At 43.5% G+C, this 19,546-nt stretch carries 15 protein-coding genes; 7 read left to right on the forward strand and 8 right to left on the reverse strand.

Annotated features, from left to right (window positions below; genetic code table 11):
• Nucleotides 1–9: 9 nt before the first annotated feature.
• Nucleotides 10–1,158 (reverse strand): iron-containing alcohol dehydrogenase, encoded by a 1,149-nt coding sequence (locus NL645_RS02595; RefSeq protein WP_006742257.1) that lies wholly within the window; start codon nt 1,156–1,158, stop codon nt 10–12.
• A 206-nt stretch (nt 1,159–1,364) separates the two neighbouring features.
• On the opposite strand from NL645_RS02595, the gene NL645_RS02600 reads away from it, so the two are divergent.
• Nucleotides 1,365–2,246, forward strand: coding sequence for an AraC family transcriptional regulator (locus NL645_RS02600; protein WP_053808441.1), 882 nt, complete (start codon nt 1,365–1,367; stop codon nt 2,244–2,246).
• Between the two features lie 277 nt (nt 2,247–2,523).
• On the forward strand, nt 2,524–5,688 hold the full coding sequence (locus NL645_RS02605) for a glycosyl hydrolase family 18 protein (RefSeq protein ID WP_145535014.1): 3,165 nt from the start codon (nt 2,524–2,526) through the stop codon (nt 5,686–5,688).
• 97 nt (nt 5,689–5,785) lie between these two features.
• On the opposite strand, the gene glgC is transcribed toward NL645_RS02605, so the two are convergent.
• From glgC to NL645_RS02625, 4 genes are all read right to left on the reverse strand, one after another.
• Nucleotides 5,786–7,003, reverse strand: coding sequence for a glucose-1-phosphate adenylyltransferase (gene glgC / locus NL645_RS02610; protein ID WP_006742254.1), 1,218 nt, complete (start codon nt 7,001–7,003; stop codon nt 5,786–5,788).
• Between the two features lie 410 nt (nt 7,004–7,413).
• Nucleotides 7,414–9,162 carry a formate--tetrahydrofolate ligase gene (locus tag NL645_RS02615; protein ID WP_253651136.1) on the reverse strand — a complete coding sequence of 583 codons (1,749 nt, stop codon included), beginning with the start codon at nt 9,160–9,162 and terminating at the stop codon, nt 7,414–7,416.
• Nucleotides 9,163–9,398: 236 nt separating this feature from the next.
• On the reverse strand, nt 9,399–10,703 hold the full coding sequence (locus NL645_RS02620; RefSeq protein WP_164665612.1) for an inosine/guanosine kinase: 1,305 nt from the start codon (nt 10,701–10,703) through the stop codon (nt 9,399–9,401).
• 232 nt (nt 10,704–10,935) lie between these two features.
• Nucleotides 10,936–11,406: a CreA family protein gene (locus NL645_RS02625; protein ID WP_005397614.1), complete on the reverse strand. Its 471-nt coding sequence runs from the start codon at nt 11,404–11,406 to the stop codon at nt 10,936–10,938.
• A 262-nt stretch (nt 11,407–11,668) separates the two neighbouring features.
• On the opposite strand from NL645_RS02625, the gene NL645_RS02630 reads away from it, so the two are divergent.
• A complete protein-coding gene (locus NL645_RS02630; protein ID WP_253651137.1) occupies nt 11,669–12,178 on the forward strand; it encodes a flavodoxin in 510 nt (169 codons plus the stop codon).
• Between the two features lie 194 nt (nt 12,179–12,372).
• Complete coding sequence (locus tag NL645_RS02635; protein ID WP_005397612.1) at nt 12,373–13,041, forward strand: HAD-IA family hydrolase; 669 nt, start codon at nt 12,373–12,375, stop codon at nt 13,039–13,041.
• A gap of 429 nt (nt 13,042–13,470) precedes the next feature.
• Here NL645_RS02635 and NL645_RS02640 read toward each other — a convergent pair whose 3' ends face one another.
• Entirely contained in the window at nt 13,471–14,901 is a 1,431-nt protein-coding gene (locus NL645_RS02640; RefSeq protein WP_253651138.1) for a methyl-accepting chemotaxis protein, read from the reverse strand.
• 568 nt (nt 14,902–15,469) lie between these two features.
• On the opposite strand from NL645_RS02640, the gene NL645_RS02645 reads away from it, so the two are divergent.
• Both NL645_RS02645 and NL645_RS02650 read left to right on the forward strand, forming a co-directional pair.
• Entirely contained in the window at nt 15,470–16,072 is a 603-nt protein-coding gene (locus tag NL645_RS02645; protein ID WP_170892703.1) for an ACP phosphodiesterase, read from the forward strand.
• Nucleotides 16,073–16,139: 67 nt separating this feature from the next.
• Nucleotides 16,140–17,399 (forward strand): DEAD/DEAH box helicase, encoded by a 1,260-nt coding sequence (locus tag NL645_RS02650; protein ID WP_253651139.1) that lies wholly within the window; start codon nt 16,140–16,142, stop codon nt 17,397–17,399.
• 27 nt (nt 17,400–17,426) lie between these two features.
• On the opposite strand, the gene NL645_RS02655 is transcribed toward NL645_RS02650, so the two are convergent.
• Both NL645_RS02655 and NL645_RS02660 read right to left on the reverse strand, forming a co-directional pair.
• Entirely contained in the window at nt 17,427–18,215 is a 789-nt protein-coding gene (locus tag NL645_RS02655) for an EAL domain-containing protein (RefSeq protein WP_253651140.1), read from the reverse strand.
• A gap of 186 nt (nt 18,216–18,401) precedes the next feature.
• The gene (locus tag NL645_RS02660; protein ID WP_005395531.1) at nt 18,402–19,034 is read right to left on the reverse strand and encodes a hypothetical protein; all 633 of its coding nucleotides are present in this window, start codon (nt 19,032–19,034) and stop codon (nt 18,402–18,404) included.
• 186 nt (nt 19,035–19,220) lie between these two features.
• Between NL645_RS02660 and NL645_RS02665 the strand changes: the two genes are divergently transcribed.
• On the forward strand, nt 19,221–19,463 hold the full coding sequence (locus tag NL645_RS02665; protein ID WP_253651141.1) for a DUF2164 domain-containing protein: 243 nt from the start codon (nt 19,221–19,223) through the stop codon (nt 19,461–19,463).
• The last annotated feature ends 83 nt before the right edge of the window (nt 19,464–19,546 follow it).

Consider the following 19,546-nt stretch of genomic DNA (forward strand, 5'->3'; position numbering starts at 1 on the left):
TTTTTGCTGTTAGGCAACAGCGAGCTCTAAAATTTCACGACTACGTTCAAGAGTAATCGCCTGGTTTTCACCGAGAACGGTCATTCCGTGTTTATTGAGTTGTTCGATGATGGCATCGATCGCTTGTTCACGACTTTCACCATAGTTTTCTAGCTTAGTTGCGACATCAAGTTGATGATAAAACGCTTCGATCGCTTCGATGGTACGTTCAGCAAGATCGTCTCCAGCTTCAAGTCCAAATACGTTGCGACCCATTTGCTCTAGTTTAGGACGTTTAAATTGCATTTGGTTGCGAAGTAGCGATGGTTGGACGATTGCAAGAGAACGTGCATGATCGACGCCCCATAGAGCCGTTAATTCATGGCCGATCATATGTGTCGCCCAGTCTTGTGGAACGCCACTACCAATTAACCCGTTCAATGCTTGGTTAGCAGACCACATTAAGTTTGCGCGCCACATATCGTCGTCTCGCTCGGCAAACTGTTCTCCGAGTGTTTTTAAGGTTTTCAGCAGTGTTTCTGCATAACCATCTTGAACCATTGCGCCGGTAGGAAGCGTCAAGTATTGCTCACATACGTGCACCCACGCGTCAACAATGCCGTTGATCAACTGGCGTTCTGGCAATGTTTTCATTACATCTGGGTCTAACACAGCAAATTTAGGCTGTACTGCTGGAGACATGAACGGAAGTTTGTCTTGAGTTTCTTTTTTAGTGATAACTGCGCCCATGTTTGACTCTGAGCCTGTTGCTGGCAATGTCAAAATTGCAGCTAGAGGCGTCGCTTCAGTGACTTGGTGTTTACCAATCATGATATCCCAGCCATCACCATCATACTTAGATGCTGCTGCTACGTATTTAGAGCCATCAATGACTGAACCACCACCTACAGCAAGAATAAAGTCAACACCATGTTCTTTTACCATTGCGACCGCTTTATCGAGCGTTTCTTTGGTTGGGTTGGGTTCAACACCAGAAAACTCTAGCCATTCATGTCCCTCTAGTGCTTCTGAGACTTGGTCGTACACGCCATTTTTTTTAATTGAGCCACCGCCGTATACCACTAAAACTTTTTGGTCGGATGGGATAGCTTCTTTGATTGCAGCGATTTGTTTTTGACCAAAGAAAATCTTGGTTGGGTTTACATAAGAAAAGTTCATTATTAGCCCTCTTGCTTCCAGTAAAGGAGATTGAATACGTGCATATTAGTCCTGATTAACGTTCGTTAACAGGTCGATTTCTGCAAATAATTTGCCTATTTCTACAAAATTAATGCTCTTGAACTAGAAAGTTAAAGTTGAGAGGAAGTATAGTGCTCACAATAATAATAGAGACCAAACTCGTTGGTCATTGATGGAGCGCTCTAATGCACACTCTCGCAGATATCATGCAGCAATATGTTGAAAAGCAGGGACTGCATGACTTAGAAGGTATGAAGAAAACCGCAATAGATGGCGTATGGTTTTATCGCAGTAGCAAAGGAAATCATCGACAGCCGTTTGTCTATCAGTCTGGCATTATTGTTTTAGGTCAAGGACATAAGAACATTCATATTGGTGATACACCTGTCCAATATGGGCCCGATGATTACCTTGTTGTAGGAGTTCCCATGCCCCTGGAGTGCGAAGCGTTTGCGACAAACAATGAGCCTTTACTTGGCATCTCGATAGATATTTCGCCAACGCTTCTTCATAAGCTCGTTAAAAAACTTGAGGCTGAGAAATTCAGTAATAAGTGTCTGGATGCTACCCGTTGCGGCCTTAAATCGGTACGCATGAGCGAAGGTATGCTGGATGCATGCAAGCGACTAATGAGCGCGTTGTGTAATGAGCTTGATGTTGTCATGCTCGGTGATCTACTTCTTGAGGAAATTGTTTATCGCACTTTGGTAAGCAAAGAAGGGTATGTTTTATTTGACTTAGCACACCAAGAAGGCTCTTACGCTAGAGTGGCCAAAGCACTGAATCGTGTTCATCAAGCGTACCATGAACAGTTGAGCGTACAAACATTGGCAGAAGAAGCCAATATGAGTGTGTCTGCTTTCCATCAAGCTTTTCGCAATGTCACGCTTGAATCTCCGTTGCAATACATTAAGAAAGTTCGACTTAATAAAGCGCGCGAGTTAATCCAGTTGGAGGGGCGACGTGTTAATGATGCCGCGAGACTGGTCGGGTACACGAGCCCATCACAGTTTAGTCGTGAGTACAAGCGACATTTTAATGAAACGCCAAGGTCAACAAAGGCTTAGTGATCTTTATTTCAAAATAACGACTTTTTTTGCCTTTTTTATTAATTTGCGAGTGACATATTTATTTGATTTATAAAATTAGTTACTGGTGCCAAATAATAGGTATGTTGTTGCAAGCATTTAGTGGATTGTTGCGAGGCGGTGTGGAAAACTCGTAAATAGATAGTGTGAAATCACCAACTTGTACTTAAGTTATTTTACGTCGAAATAAAAGTATAAGTGCGCTTTGTTTAGCGCATTTAGTATTGTTTTAACAATAACTTAAGGAAGAGCGATTATGCACCTTAAAAACGGCAACGCAGTGAAAAGCGTGTTCACACTAAGCACTCTCACCGCTTCTTGTCTTATGGCCTTCAATAGCTACGCAGCGGTTGACTGTGCCCCTCTAGAAACTTGGCAATCATCAAAAGTTTATAACGGTGGTGACCAAGTTCAACATGAAGGTAATGCTTACAAAGCACGTTACTGGACGCAAAACAGTAACCCAGCGCAATCTGGTGAGTGGGGCGAGTGGGAAACACTTGGCGCATGTGATGGCACTGGACCGGTTGATCCACCTCAGAATGAAGTCCCGACTGTTACTCTGACATCGCCTTCTGCGTCGGCTTCTGTGACTGCGGGGGATGTTGTTAACCTAGCTGCAGATGCAGCAGATACCGATGGAACCGTTAGCAAAGTAGAATTCTTTGTTGATGGCGTATTAGTTGGTCAGGCAACGTCTGCGCCTTATGCTGCGTCATGGACAGCGACTGAAGGCCAGCATGAATTCTCTACTAAGGCGTATGATGATACGGGTGCAGTGAGCACAGCAAGTGCTGTGACGTTAACTGTGGCACCAGCACAACCTGGTAACGAAGCGCCGACAGTGGATGTTGCACTTTCTGCGACTTCTATTGACTTGGGTGGCTCCGTCACACTGACTGCGAATGCCGCAGATGCGGATGGCACCGTTGCTAAAGTTGATTTCTATGTGGCGGGTGTCCTTGCTGGCACCGCAACAACTGCACCATACACGCTTGATGTAACGCCTTCACAAGCTGGTTCGCTAAGTGTTTATGCAAGAGCAACCGATGATGCCGGAGCAACTGCAGATTCTGCACTTGCTACGTTAACGGTAAACGGTGGCGCGGTGACATCTAACTGTCGCCCTGATGGCTTGTATCAAACAACGGGTGTAGACGTCCCTTACTGTTCTATTTATGACGAAGAAGGTCGCGAGAAAATGGGCGCCGATCACCCACGTCGTGTGATTGGTTACTTTACTAGTTGGCGCGCAGGTGAGGACCCTCAATCGACTTACCTTGTTAAAGATATTCCTTGGGAGCAACTTACTCACATTAACTACGCGTTTGTGAGCATTGGTTCTGATGGTAAAGTAAACGTTGGTGACGTTAATGACCCTAACAACCCTGCTACGGGTAAAACTTGGCCTGGCGTTGAGGTAGATCCTGCTCTTGGCTTTAAAGGTCACTTTGGTGCGCTCGCGACTTACAAGCAAAAACATGATGTTAAAACGCTAATCTCTATCGGTGGTTGGGCTGAAACGGGCGGTCACTTCGATACGAATGGCGATCGTGTGGCTGATGGTGGCTTCTACACCATGACGACGAATGCGGACGGTTCTATTAACCATGCAGGCATCGAGAAGTTCGCAACTTCAGCCGTTGAAATGATGCGTCAGTACAAGTTCGATGGCCTGGATATCGACTATGAATACCCGACATCAATGGCAGGTGCTGGTAACCCTTACGACAAAGATTTCATGGAACCACGTCGTCAGTATCTATGGGCGTCTTACCAAGAGCTGATGAAAGTATTGCGTGAGAAACTTGACGCGGCATCCGCGCAAGATGGCATTCATTATATGCTGACTATCGCAGCACCATCTTCAGGTTACCTACTGCGTGGCATGGAAACCTTCGATGTAACTAAGTACCTAGACTACGTAAACATCATGTCTTACGACTTGCATGGGGCTTGGAATGATCACGTTGGTCACAACGCAGCATTATTCGATACAGGTAAAGACTCGGAGCTAGCCCAGTGGAACGTATACGGCACTGCTGCATACGGTGGTATCGGTTACTTGAACACAGACTGGGCTTACCACTATTTCCGTGGTTCTATGCCAGCAGGTCGTATCAACATCGGTGTTCCTTACTACACCCGTGGTTGGCAAGGTGTTACTGGTGGTGAAAATGGTCTGTGGGGCCGAGCAGCACTGCCAAACCAAGCTGAGTGTCAACCTGGTACCGGTGAAGGTGAGAAGAACAACTGTGGTCACGGTGCTATTGGTATCGACAACATGTGGCACGATACAGACCCTAAAGGCAACGAAATGGGCGCTGGCTCTAACCCAATGTGGCATGCGAAGAACCTAGAAAATGGTATCTGGGGCTCTTACGCAGCCGCTTACGGTCTTGATCCAGTTAACGATCCTTCGGATAAGTTTGTTGGTACATATACACGTCATTACGATAGCGTTGCTGTAGCGCCTTGGTTGTGGAACGCAGAGAAGAGCGTGTTCCTATCTACGGAAGATAAAGCTTCTATCGAAGTGAAAGCTGATTACGTTATCGATAAAGAAATCGGCGGTATTATGTTCTGGGAACTGGCAGGCGACTACAACTGTTATGTACTGGATGCAAATGGTAATCGTACGGCAGTAGATGCAACTGAACAAGCTTGTGCAGCTGGTAATGGTGAGTACCACATGGGTAACACTATGACCAAAGCTATCTACGACAAGTTTAAGTCTGCAACACCTTACGGTAATAAAGTCGCGACGGGTCCGACACCAACAGAAGCGGTAGACATTACAGTCAGCGTTGGCGGCTTTAAGGTTGGCGACCAAAACTACCCAATTAATCCGAAGATCACGTTTACGAACAACACTGGTCAAGCGATCCCTGGTGGTACTGAATTCCAGTTTGATATCCCAGTATCAGCTCCTGATAATGCGAAAGATCAATCTGGTGGCGGTTTGAAAGTCATTGCTTCTGGACATACTCGTGCAAACAACATCGGTGGCTTAGATGGCGTAATGCACCGCGTATCGTTCTCTCTACCTGCTTGGAAAGATTTACCAGCGGGCGGTACTTACGAGCTTGATATGGTTTACTACCTACCAATCTCTGGTCCGGCTAACTACTCAGTGATTTCTGGTGGTAAAGAGTTTGCGTTCAAGTTTGAACAGCCAGAACTGCCAATTGGTGACCTAAATGCAGGCTCGGGTGATGGTGGTACTACTGAACCAGGTACGTGTGATACGACAGGTTTAGTGACATACCCAGCTCTACCACAAACGGATTGGGCTGGTAACCCAAGCCACGCTAACCAAGGCGATAAGATCATCCACAACGGTGTGGTTTACCAAGCGAACTGGTGGACAGCGGCTGAGCCGGGCACAGATGGTAGCTGGTCAACGGTATGTAACATCTAATCGTTTTTGATTAACTGTTATAGCCTAACGTTAATAGGCATTTAAACAAAAGCGCATGATGATGATCGTGCGCTTTTTTGTTGCGATGGTTTGTCGTTTAATCGAATTGATAACTTTCGGGTATGACGACAATACCTTTGTCTGAGATTTTAAATCGCTTCGCATCTTCTAGTTTGTTTATGCCAATTTGAGTATGTGGCGGAATACGAACATGTTTATCCACAATACAGTTGACCAACTGACTTCCTTCACCGACCTCTACGTCATCAAAAATGATGGAATCGACTACCGTGGCGCTGTCTTGAATGCGTACGTTAGAGGAAATAATGGAATGCTGTACTGAGCCTCCAGAATTGATGACACCGGTAGCAATGATGGAGTTAATAAAAATACCTTCATTACCCGTGGCTGACGATACGGTACGAGCTGGTGGAAACTGCGGCTCGTAAGTACGAATCGCCCAATTGGATTGATATAGGTTCATTGGTGGTACTGGCTCTAGCAGATCCATATTCGCTTCATAGAAGGAATCAATGGTACCCACGTCGCGCCAGTAGCAATCCTTATCAACGCGCCCTTTACTGCCACAAAATTGATAAGCATAAACGGATTCCGTATCAATCAGCTTAGGTATGATGTCTTTTCCGAAGTCATGGCTTGATGAATCGAGTTTTGAGTCGTCTTCGAGTGCTTCTTTTAAAACATCCATGTCAAAGATATAAATCCCCATGGAAACGAGGCTTCTGGTTTTACTTCCTGGAAGGGTAGGTGGGCATTCTGGTTTTTCTATAAATGAAGTAACTAGCCCGTTTTCTGCGGTGCCCATTACCCCGAATGCTGAAGCATCCTCTACGGGAACATCCATACAGGCAACGGTGAGCTTAGCACCTTTCTCTTTATGCTCTTCAAGCATCGCGGCGTAGTCCATTCGATAGATATGATCGCCGGATAACACAACCACATACTTCGCGTCATTGCGCGATAGTAACCACATGTTGTGATAAATCGCATCAGCGGTTCCTTCATACCATGCACCACCTTTGCGCATTTGAGGTGGAACCGCAGTAATGTACTCGCCAAGCTCTGGATTGAATATTGACCAACCATCTCGCAAGTGTTTTTGAAGTGAATGAGATTTGTATTGGGTCAAAACAAGGATTTTACGTAAACCTGAGTGTAAACAGTTGGTTAGTGTGAAATCTATAATTCTATACTTTCCGCCAAAAGGTACTGCTGGCTTGGTTCTATCATCGGTGAGTGGGCTGAGCCTAGACCCCATCCCCCCAGCTAAAATTACGGCGAGTGCGTCTTCCATATTATTCCCTTTCCCTTTTTTGCATGCATCAAAACGGTGCTAACCAGGAGGAAGTGGTGTACAGCGCAGAGGTTTTGAAAGTGCATGTGCTGATGTGTTTACTACTGCAAACTTTAGTACAAGATTCGAGCCATAGAATATCTCTTTAAAAATCAAAAGGGTTAAAAGTTCATCGCAAGGTAATTGCACCACATTAGTGAAGTGCTAAGTAGGCCGTGCATCAAATTGGCGCAAGATTATAGGGAAGGGGAGAAAATAAGTATGGATTTACAATGTAAAGTGAGGATAAAACAGTAAGATAAAGATAATCAAGCGCGCCTCTTCATCTGTTCAAAGTGAGTGGATATAGAAGTAAACCACTCACTCTTTAAACGTGCTTCCTTTATAGTCAACTATACGTTGACGTTACACTAAGAGAGACCGACGATATTTCCTTCATCATCAAGGTCTAAATTCATAAATGCAGGTTTATCAGGCAAACCTGGCATCGTCATCACCGTGCCTGATAACGCATACACAAACCCAGCGCCAGCACACAGACGTAACTCGCGGATAGGGACTGTAAAACCTGTCGGCGCGCCTTTGACAGCGGAATCTGTTGTTATCGATAGTGGGGTTTTCGCTATGCAAACCGCTAAGTTGTTAAAACCTAGATTTTCAAAATGGTTGAGCTGTTCAGTAGCAAGGGAACTCATTTCTATATTGGCGGCACCATAGCCAGCTTCACACACAGCCATAAGTTTTTCGTGTAACGATTGTTCTTTATTGTATAAAGGACGAAACTCTGTAGGCTGGGTACAAGCGTCAATAACATGTTGAGCTAACTGAGTTGTGCCTTGCCCGCCTTGCGCAAAAGCGGTGCTGATAGCGACTTTAACTTCCGGATTAAATTGCTGAACCAGCTCTTTAAGTATTTTAAGCTCTTTCTCACAATCTTGCGGGAACTGGTTAATAGCGACAACAGCTGGAATGCCATATTTATGAACGTTATTAATGTGCCATTTTAAGTTTTCAAATCCCGCTTCCAATGCTGCTTGGTCTGGATTAAAAATGGAATCTGGAATGGCCATACCTGGTCGTAAATCATAGTGTCCAGAATTTGCTTTGAGGCCGCGTAATGTCGCTACTATCACTACACAATCTGGCGCCTTGCTGGCGGCGGCAGCTTTAATGTTACACGCTTTCTCAAATCCCATGTCCGAACCAAACCCCGCCTCAGTTACAGTGTAACTTGATAGTTTTAGCGCGATATCGTCGGCAATAATAGATGAATTTCCATGGGCGATGTTTGCAAACGGGCCTGCGTGAATCAACGTAGGAACACCTTCCAGAGTTTGCATCAGTGTCGGTGCTATGGCCTCTTTTAATGTCACTGCCATTGCTCCTGCAACTTGCAGATCCTCAGTGGTTACCGGGTTTCCGTTCAAATCGTACGCTACGACAATTTTCCCAATACGCTGACGTAAATCTTTTAAATCTTTAGCCAGTGCAATGATAGCCATTAACTCAGACGCGGCAGAAATATCGAACCCTTCGTCGCGTTCGTATCCATTGATGACTTTTCCTGGCTCATTTAACCCAATTTTGACTTTACGTAGTGCACGATCATTATGGTCCATTACTCGTTTCCAAGTAATGCTCGCCGTATCGATTTTAAGTGCCTTTAATCCAGTACGTGCTTCAAAGGCATCATAGCCTTCGCGCTGTTCATGATACAAGCGAGCATCAAGCGCGGCTGAAGCTAGATTATGCGCCGCCGTCACCGCATGGATGTCACCAGTAAGGTGCAAGTTCAGTTCTTCCATTGGAGCAACTTGGGAATAACCACCGCCAGCAGCACCGCCTTTAATACCGAATACAGGCCCCATAGAAGGTTGTCTAATACATGCGATAACGGATTGTCTAAGCTTAGCTAAACCTTGCGCCAGTCCGACTGTTGTAACGGTTTTTCCTTCGCCAAGTGGGGTAGGAGTGATCGCAGTAACAAGCACAAGCTTACCGTTATCATTCTCTTTGAGCCGCTCCAAACATTTTGGATGGACTTTGGCTTTGTGCTTCCCGTGAGTGTCATATTCTTCGGGTAATAACCCTACTTTTTCCGCAATAACATCAATAGAAGAAAGTGGTGTGTTTCGGCAAATTTCAATATCTGACTGCATGGATAATCCCTAAAGTGACTCGCAGGTAGTGTTGAAAAACAATCTGAGTTGGAGCAAGTATCATTGTTGGGCAAACGTTTGCTCTGTGATGGTACTGTTTCGATTCGGTATGTAAAGAGTTTACTGCTCTATACTGTGCTACATACTAACAAAATCTACTAATTACTGCGCCAGATCAAAACAAAAAGGCCACCAAATGGTGACCTTGATGTATTTTTAGCTTTAAAGCTGTGATCTTAACGATCCCAGTAAGTTTCTTCTAAGCTATCTTCCCGTTCAGGAAGTGCTCGCGATAGGCGAGGAGAGTGTTGCGTCAACACTTCATAGCTTACTCGGTTTGCATATTTACAGATCTGAGAAAGTGATGAGTAAGTCAAACAGCGTACTTCGTGCTTTTCTGAGTTAGGCACTTCTTTTTGATGGAAAGAGTTTGCAGCCATATCATGCAGTAAAGCAGAAAGTGCCGCATCACCTGCGCCGTTGGTGTTCTTAATCTCTAGTGGACCACCTAGGTAAGGACCAATGTAAGAGTATACCTTCATTGGCTTCTCACAATCTCCTTTACGCATCGCACGACTAAATTCGTATTGGTTAAAGGCTTCAATTGAGCCTTCAAGAATGTCGTGTGTGGTTTCTCGTTTTACTTTTTCGTCAGTGTAACCTGCCATGTATAGGCCATTTGGCCCAGCAGTACATAGAACAAGATCGACCCACTCAAGTGCTTTATTAGCAGCCGCTAGCGGTTCTGTCTCGCCTGTTAATGCGGCGCCTTCTTCTTCATTCATTGCAACAACAGATATGTTCTCGCGAATGTACTCTTGCCACCACTGCGCGTTACCTTCGATAACGTACTTTGTGCCTAAAGTCAGTACAACAGGGACATCGTGCTTCTTGGCAAAGTCGATCGCTTTTTGTACTGCTCTCGGCATTGGATCCTCTTCTTTACCGCGCATTAGGTAAGAAGAAACAACCAGAGCTGATGCTTTCTCAAAGATCTCTTCAGGAATGCTTTCCGGAAGTAGTTGGTTCATGTGACCTTCATTGATAGCAAATGTGCGTTCGCCATCTTGAGAAATCAGGGTATAACAACGACCAATAGGACCATCTACCGTTTGTAGGTGGTTGAGGTTCATGCGTGAAGACGTGCGGCAAAGGTAACGGTAAGCAAAAGAACCGACTTGAATGTTCTTGGACATCACACCGAGCAAAACGGATTTGCTATCCGCCAATACTGAGTAATTGTGCAGAGTGTTGCCAATCGTGTCACCTGGGTATTGGTGTGTGATCAGGCCTTGCTCAACCAGTTCTTCGTAAAGTGCATCTGCTTTGCTTTCTTCAAGAACGAGTGAATGTCCTTTACTTAGGTTGTATTTTTCTAAAAACGCATCATCTACACGCGCTTCGATATCTACGATGGTTTGACCGACACCAACGATAGTTGGGCGATATAGCTTAGGCGCTTGTCGGATTTGGTTTACTAATGGATCTCGAGCGTGAGTTGGGAAGTAGTGTTTAGATTTACGCTGACCAGGAAACTTCATGCTTGTTCTTGAGTGAGAAAAAAAAGAGGCGGGATTGTATCACAAAAAAATGAAAATCGTGGCGTTTTATTACAAAGAAGTTTGCCCGCTGAAAAAACCAGCGAGCTGGAGAAATTGCGACCAAGATAACCTAAATTACTGATGCTTATAGTACTGCAATTGGTCGCTTTTCAGATTGTTGATCGGTTATTCTCTTTAACAACGAGCTTGGAGCTACCCAAAATTAGCTGCGTTACTTTTTAACTTCAGTTGGCTCAACGTAAGCCTTGGTGCCCCAAAGTGGAACCGTCGATAGGCTGTGCTTAAAGCTACCGTCTGTCTCTTTTGTTGTGTAAGACAGGTAGAGTAAGGTTTGGTTGTCTGCATCATAAATTCGGCGAACCTTCATTGTTTTGAAGAAAATACTTTTTGACTTCTTAAATACAATTTCGCCAGACTTACTTTTATCTATTTTTGCAATCATTTCCGGCGTGATTTCGCCAGTCTGACGACATGATATTGAGCTGTCACTTGGATCCGCTAAGCTAAAATCGGCTTCGATAGAAGCTATATGACACGTCACCCCCGTGACTACCTCGTCTTTTAATTCACCGACTTTGATGTCTTTCAAAGTAAACCAACCGAGTCCTACATCAGCGACATCGTTATCTGAACAACCAACCAGCGTAGTAGCAAGCAATGCACTTAACAGCATCTTTTTCATTATTTTTGTCCTTAACTAGGAAAGATATTGATGAAATCTATCAGAGGTTTGCAACTAAAACAAAATTTAGCCAAGGAAAGGTCTACGTACGCTAGGTTTGTTGTGGGCTTCATGCTAATGTACTGCTCTAAACGAAATGATGAGTTAGAGTGACCATACTTTCTCCCAATATGACTTTATATCGCTTGTCGCTCTGTCTAAGCTTCACTCTATGTGAGAATGAAACACTTTGCACATTTCGTTTTGCAACTAAGGTATCAAAATGAATGAACAACAGTTAGCCAGTATCGAGCGTAAAAATGCATGGCTGTATGATCTGGTTGAAGTTGAATTTCCAACACCAGAGAGTCTGAAAGGGCGTGATGTCTATTTCAAAGCACTAGAACAAGCAACCTATCAAGTGGTCGACAAAGACACGCTACTTGAGAGTAATTCTGAATTTAGCTCTGACGATATTTTTCTGGTCGATTTTCACCGACTTACTATCATGTTTTCTGTCCTGCAGTCTCAGCGTTGGGATCAACAGTACGATAAAGATATGATTGTGGAATATCTCACTCAGATAATTCTAACGCCAGATTTTGAATTATATGTTGGTTTTAAATCTGGAACTCCAATTGGTGCCGCTATTATTAGCCACCTTGAAGGAAACACGCTTATCTCTGATGTCGCGGTTTCTGAATCAAAATACAAGAGTTCGTTTGTGGCGGATCTTGCTAAAAGACTAAGTACCGAACACAAGCTTTTAGATTCGGTGATTATTGAAAGCTAATTTGCGCACTCAAATGCATAAAAAGCAAAGCAAGATGACGATAGGTGATCTTGCTTAGAAAAACTGTAATTGCTCCCCTCTATTTCTATGAAATGCCAAGCTCGTCGTTTCAACAATCCCAAACTTAAATAAGATTAAGCCAACATTTTTAAAATCAGCTAGGGCATTAGCCTTTAAGATGTCTGGAGATGGCTATGGCAATTACCAATATTAAGTGCGTGATATTTGATTGTGATGGTACGTTGGTCGATAGTGAACGATTGTGTTGCCAAGCTCTCGTCAATGTATTTAACCTGCATGGCGCAGAATTAACGATGGAAGAGTGCGTTTCTCATTTTAAAGGAGGAAAGCTCGCTGACATCCTTTTAGATACTAAAGAGCTGAAAGATATCAAAGTCCCTATTGATGTCTTAGAGCCGCAATACCGTGAAGAAGTCCAGTCTCTTTTTGTTCGCCACTTACAGCCGATGGATGGCGCAAAGCGATTAATTCAGTTTTTAGATTCGCATAATATCGAATATTGTGTCGCGTCCAATGGGCCGAAAGATAAAATAGAATACGCATTGGAGTTAACAGGATTGCTCGATGCTTTCCAAGGGAAAGTGTTCTCTGCATTCGATGCGAATAGTTGGAAGCCTGAACCTGACTTAATTATGTACAGTGCAATGAGCATGGGCTTTTTACCAAGCGACTGTCTTTATATTGATGACACACCTAAAGGCGTAGAAGCGGGACTAAACGCTGGCATTAAAACCGTACAGCTATTTAATGGTGAGGCAATCAATCGTGTTGATGATGAACGCGTAATTCGCATTCAACATTTAGATGAATTAAAAGAGCAGCTATTTAGCTGCTCTGTTTAATCTCTTAATGGCACACCGTACTTAAGCTATGGATATGTTTAAGTTTGGACTGTAGGTAAGGGGTTTGATGTAGGCATTGGATGGATGAGAAGCTTTTTGTATGAAATCCGCAAGCAGCGCATGTGAATTTCTCTCCATCCGATGAAATGAGATATTCATCCCCCTGGCAGAGAGGGCAACTTAGGTTTTCGATGTCTTTTGTATCTTTGTAATTATTCATATTGTTTTCCAGCAGCAAATTGGAATTGGCAGGATTAAGCATAGCGGAACGCTTTGTTTATGAACATTATTTCATCAGGTACAGCGAGAACTTGAGATTCACTTCAAATATCCACTTGTGTGTAGTAGAAAATATCGACGATAACGGCTGAAAACGGTTTAAAGAAAAGGGCTCCTGAGGAGCCCTTGTTGATCATAAATGCTGCAAAGTTATGCTGTGCGGTAGCGATGTAATACCTCACCAAGAGACACTGACGCCTGAGTGAGATTAGCTACCCCTACGGTAGATTGCTCTGCAACTTCTCTGATTGTGCTCGACTGGCTGCGAATTTCTGAAAGCTCAGATGCAATATCATTGGCGACTGCGCTTTGTTCTTCTGCTGAGGTGGAAATTTGGATACTCATGTCCATCAATGAGCGTGCGGATTCAGCAATAGACGTCACATCATGACCAATTTCATCAATAAGCTGGCTACTGGTTTGCGCTTGTTGAACGGTTCGATCAGTGATTGAAGCAATGTTCTGGCTCTCGGTTTGTAGTTTCTCAATCATGGCTTGAATTTCTACTGTTGCCTGTTGAGTTCGGCTTGCCAATGTACGCACTTCATCAGCAACCACAGCAAATCCACGACCTTGTTCACCAGCGCGTGCTGCTTCAATTGCCGCATTCAGAGCCAATAGGTTGGTTTGTTCTGAAATGGCATTGATCGTTGTGATAACGTCATTAATCTGCGTCGTGTTTTCATTTAAATTGGTTACTGATGTGGAAGCCTGTTCAATATAGCTGGATAACGTCTCAATTTCTCCAATCACATTTTGCACGCGATTTCTGCTTAGCTCGATCTTTTGAGCATCCTGATCGGATTGCATCGTCGCTTGTTGGGAAATGCTGGATACTTCTTTTGCAGAGGCTGTCATTTCTTCCATTGCTGTCGCGACGGAATCGAGTGTTTGATATTGATGAGATATCTGCGTTTCGCTCAACTGCATATCTTTTTCGAATGCAGAAGATGTCTCACTCAATGTAGCCGCATTATTTTTCACACTGTTAACCAGTTCACTTAAGGTGTCCATAGATTTATCTAACGCGCAACCAATGGTGCCAAACTCGTCTCGACCAGGATGGAAGCCAAGGCGAGAGGTTAAATCACCTTCACCAATTTTTTCGGTTGTCGTATATAAAACCCACAGGGCGCCTCCTATAAAGGTCGCAACCCAGTAAGAGAAAAGGGCAAAAGGAACAACCCATAAAAAGCTGAGTAACAGAGAGGTTAAGGCTGACGACTTTGCAGATTCGTATTGCGCGGATACGTTTTGAGTCAACTTAATCACTTCGCCAGAATGCAACTTTGCATAAGCGGTGACAGAGCCATCAACAAAAGAGCTCTCGCTTACGCGACTTGATTTCGATACGCCGTCAATTTGTGGAACAAGACCTGGTTGAGCGTCAACAATACCAGAAAGTTTCGCTTCGCTAGCAGAAATCGCTTGTTGTTTAAATTGTTGTATTTCATTGAAGTAGCGGCTTCCAGCCACAGAAGTGAGGGCTACTAAAAACAGCAGGAATATAACCCACATTTTGTCGTTGATAGACATCTTGATAAACAGCCTGTCTATCGTTCTAAACTCAACTTCTCTCATTTAAAGCTCCATTAGAGATAAAAGATATTGACCAAATCTATTGCTATATCGAAACAAAATATGCGAAGTTAATCAGCAAAATATGTAACGAAAACTAAATTTAGTTTAAGAAATGAGATCTAAGGACGCCTATAACGGTATGTTATATCTTTAAATTGACATAAATATTGATAAAAGAGCTATTTCTCTGTAGTGCTAAGTAGATATGAAATCTGGTTGCAAACGTTTACTTTTGATTCTGCTCATAGGTTTTTAAATCTTTACTTCTCGCTGTCATGAATGTGTCATATAAAGACTATAAAAAGGAGTTGTTGACGTGGATATGGCAAGGCCAAGCCGTCAGCAAGTACAAGCAAGAGAGCTTAAAATAAAGGAGGTCACAATGAGCGACCAATACCAAAACGATGAGAGCCTAGAGCTGCTAGATGCGCTTGAAATTGGCATTATCTTGTCGGAATACGTTGGCTCAGACAACGAAGCCGAATAGCGGAACACTCTCATCTCGTCGTAATTGACGTTATACTAGGTTCATGTCACACCAAGCCTTAAAGGCCAAAACTGGCGTCGGATGAACTTTCTAGCCCACCTGCATATCGCAGACCACTGTAACAGCCATTTATTGGGAAACTTGCTTGGAGACTTCGTAAAAGGAGATCCAAGCAAGCTGTATGAACGTGATATCTCGAACGGCATCAAATTGCATAGATTTGTTGACCGCATTACCGATCACCATCCTATTGTTAACGAATGCAAACCTCACTTCAAAGGTACTGCGCGGCGCTTTGCCCCTATCGCTCTCGATATGTTCTGGGACCATTGTCTCGCAAAACACTGGAACGACTTTTATGCCGTATCTCTCGAACACTTTGTCGACTCGGCATACGAGCGAGTAAACCGTGACGTTGATGAACATTTGCCATCGCGTTTTTTGGTGCTCCACAGCCGGATGTGGCACGGTCGATGGCTTCAGTCATACCAAGACCTGGATAATATCGAATTTGCATTACATCGAATGTCGCAAAGAAGCCCGAGAATGGCTGACCTTACTACAACATTTAAAGTGATTGAGAGTGATTACACAGAATTGGAAGAGAAGTTCTCGACACTCTATCGAGACGTTTTACGCCAGTCGTATGATTTTCAGCAACATCTTATTGATTCAGCCCAATGAGATAGAAAAGTAGTATGGCTATTGGGGCTCTGGTAAACTCTGCGCTCCAAAAATAATGAGGTTACACATGTCTGTTAATTTTGCTGACTTAGGCATTGAACAAAAGCTAATCGAGACGCTAAGCAATCTAAATATCGTGACACCAACACCAGTGCAAGAAAAGTCTATTCCACATGTCCTTGAAGGAAAGAACTTACTTGCTGCTGCACAAACTGGTACGGGGAAAACAGCTGCGTTTGGTTTACCTATTATACAAACCGTTCAGCAAAAAAAACTCAACGGCACGCCTCAAGCATTGATTTTGGTTCCAACACGCGAGCTTGCGCAGCAGGTATTTGATAATTTGAATCAGTACTCTGCACAAACAGAACTTCGCATTGTGTGTGTTTATGGTGGTACAAGCATTGGCGTACAAAAGAGGAAGTTAGAAGAGGGCGCTGATATTTTGATTGCAACACCAGGCCGCCTTTTGGATCACCTGTTTAATGGCAACGTAAACATCTCCAAAACCAGTATGCTCGTTCTAGACGAAGCCGACCGTATGTTAGATATGGGATTCTGGCCTGACTTGCAACGCATCTTCCGACGTTTACCCGCCGAAAAACAGATCCTGTTGTTCTCTGCGACATTTGAAAAGCGAATAAAAACTATTGCGTACAAACTCATGGAATCGCCGGTTGAAGTTGAAGTGTCACCAGCAAACACGACCGCTGAAACGGTAAAACAGATGGTTTATCCGGTAGACAAAAAGCGTAAACGTGAATTATTGGCGTACTTGATTGGCTCGCGCAATTGGCAGCAAGTGCTTGTATTTACAAAAACTAAGCAAGGTAGCGATGAGCTAGCAAAAGAGCTTAAGTTAGATGGCATAAAAGCGGTTTCAATTAACGGGGATAAGTCACAGGGTGCGCGTCAAAGAGCGTTGGATGAGTTCAAACAAGGTAAGGTGCGTGCGTTGATTGCGACAGATGTAGCAGCACGAGGGCTGGATATTCAAGAGTTAGAGCAAGTGGTGAACTTTGATATGCCATTTAAAGCCGAAGATTATGTCCACCGTATAGGCCGTACTGGCCGTGCAGGAAAGTCGGGGTTAGCTGTGTCTCTAATGAGTCGGGATGAAGAATATTTATTGCATGCTATCGAGAATTTGCTTGATCAACGCCTACCGCAAGAATGGTTGGCAGGCTTCGAGCCAAGCCTTATAGAAGAAGTCGAGCCTGAGAAAAATGGTAGTGGACGCCGTCGAAGCCGTTCATCAGAGAAGCGTAAGCTAAAAGCAAAATTAGCGATTCATAAGAGCCGTGGTAAATCACGTAACTCTCGCTAAACCGCACAAACTTTTGTTCTTACATAGTCAGGCTGTTTTTGCCTCTTCATAAACGTCTAACGTTTGCGGGATAGCGAGTAGGTATCCTTGATACATATCGAAACCGAGTTTTTTCATTAAGTTAAGTTGATGCTCGGTTTCAATTCCTTCGATAACGGTTTTAGAGCGCAACGTTCTTGCTAGTGATAATGCATCGACTAGAGCTTTCCAGTCACCATTTTCGTATCTCAGCATTAACGAGCGATCCATCTTTATTATGTCTGGACGAACGCCTTTCACTCGTTCAATTGTTGAGGCATTGACGCCATAATCGTCGATCGCCAATTTAAACCCGCCTTGGCTTAATTCACGAGCTGCTTGCGACAACGAGGACTCGTCTTCTACGTTCAACTCAAGCAACTCCATGACGATTTGTTCATTTACTAAATGAGATTGATAAATGGTTTGTTTTAGCAGCCTATTGTACGTGATGTCTCTGGCTAGTATTTTTGTTGCTTCTGGTAATACATTAAGAAACAGTTGTTTATTGTGAAAGTGAGATTGGGCAAAGTTTTTGATATGAATTAGGCGACTTAAGCGTTCGACATTGAGTAGGTCTTGAGCGGCAATGGTTTTTGATTGGAAAAACTGATCTGGCCTGATCATGGTGCCATTAGCATTGGTAATTCTTACTAGTGCCTCAAGGCCAACGATAGAAATATCTTTTTTATATATAGGTTGAAAGACACTTCGAAGAGTGAGCTTTGCGTATTTCGCAATATATTGCCCGTCGGCTTGTTTGCGGATGCAACTAAGAAGTTGCGAGGTGCTCATCATTGTTACAACAACCTAAATCAATGCTTCTACATCAGCGCTATCGCGCTAATTTTTTATTTCATTGGCAGTGAATCTAAGTGGGCTCATGAACTCAAGCAAGAATGATGGTAAGAGATGATTAGATTTGTCGAGTGATATCAAACAAATTGATGAAATGACTGACAATCTTCCTAATGCAATTTGATGTTACCATTGTAGTACTGCATACAGTTGTAAGTATTTTCTGACCAACTGTTGTTTGTTCGAGCGACGCAAAGGATGACCAAACTTAATGTAACAAGGGCTAATGCCAAATCGAGTGTCTAACGATTGCGTGAGCTGCGATTCGCTGGTGTACAGCGTGATGCCTTGCTCCGTGTATTCGTTGATCTGATCGGGCAGTTCACCCATCCACCAATGAAGCAACTCTCGGCTCGTTTTGCTGCGACTGATCCAATGATCACAAACTAAAAAGAGTAGATCATTCGGTTGCAGTGCATAACCATATTCGCTTTGCCATTCCGTAATTGATGAGAGTAAGTTTTCTCGACAAGATTTTCCCGCACTGACCATATGGTGACTCAGGACCCAAACCGTGCCTATTTCAGATGAAATACGATAGTGATGAGGCAGATCCGGCGTATTTAAAACTTCAATTGGTTTTACCACACTGTTGTATCCGAAGTGACGGAAAGTGTGTTCCATTCGTCTTGAAAACGCGAGACCAAGATGATGCTCACTCATGCCTTGGTTATGTACCGCAGGGTAATGCTTTTCACACAGCTTAAGACAGTCGTCTTGAAAATCATTAACACTTTGAATCACTAGGTCGAGTAGCAAAGAATATCCCTTAATAATTAACAAAACGAACTGCAAAAGGTTAGCATAGTCTTTTGAGAATAGACTAATTTACTTCGGCAACTTCTTGATCTAAACACCAAATTTCTCACAAATGATCGCGCCTACTCTTTAAGAGAGCAATGCGATAGAAGCACACATAGAACAAAATTCTGAAAAAGGGCAAAGATGATAAAGTTAGAACGTGCGCAAAAAGAAACGCTGGCAACCGCCATTCAAGATTATATGCAGGACGAACTAGATGTTGAGGTTGGCCAGTTCGATAGTGAATTTCTTATTGATTTCATTACAGAAAAACTAGGGCCAATTTATTACAACAAGGGGGTGGAAGATGCAAAATCACTGGTTGAACGTAGAATGTTAGAAGTGTCCGAAGAGCTGTATGAGATAGAACAAGAAGTTAAGCTGTAAGTTTCAGTTTTATAAACGATTTAAAGTTCCTTCAAAAAATTCGAACAACTTGATAGATACGGTGCCATTGGCTGGATGTAAAT

This window comes from Vibrio sp. Y51_MX_L26, assembly GCF_024181935.1.
In the GTDB taxonomy this organism is placed as follows: Bacteria; Pseudomonadota; Gammaproteobacteria; order Enterobacterales; family Vibrionaceae; genus Vibrio; species Vibrio diabolicus.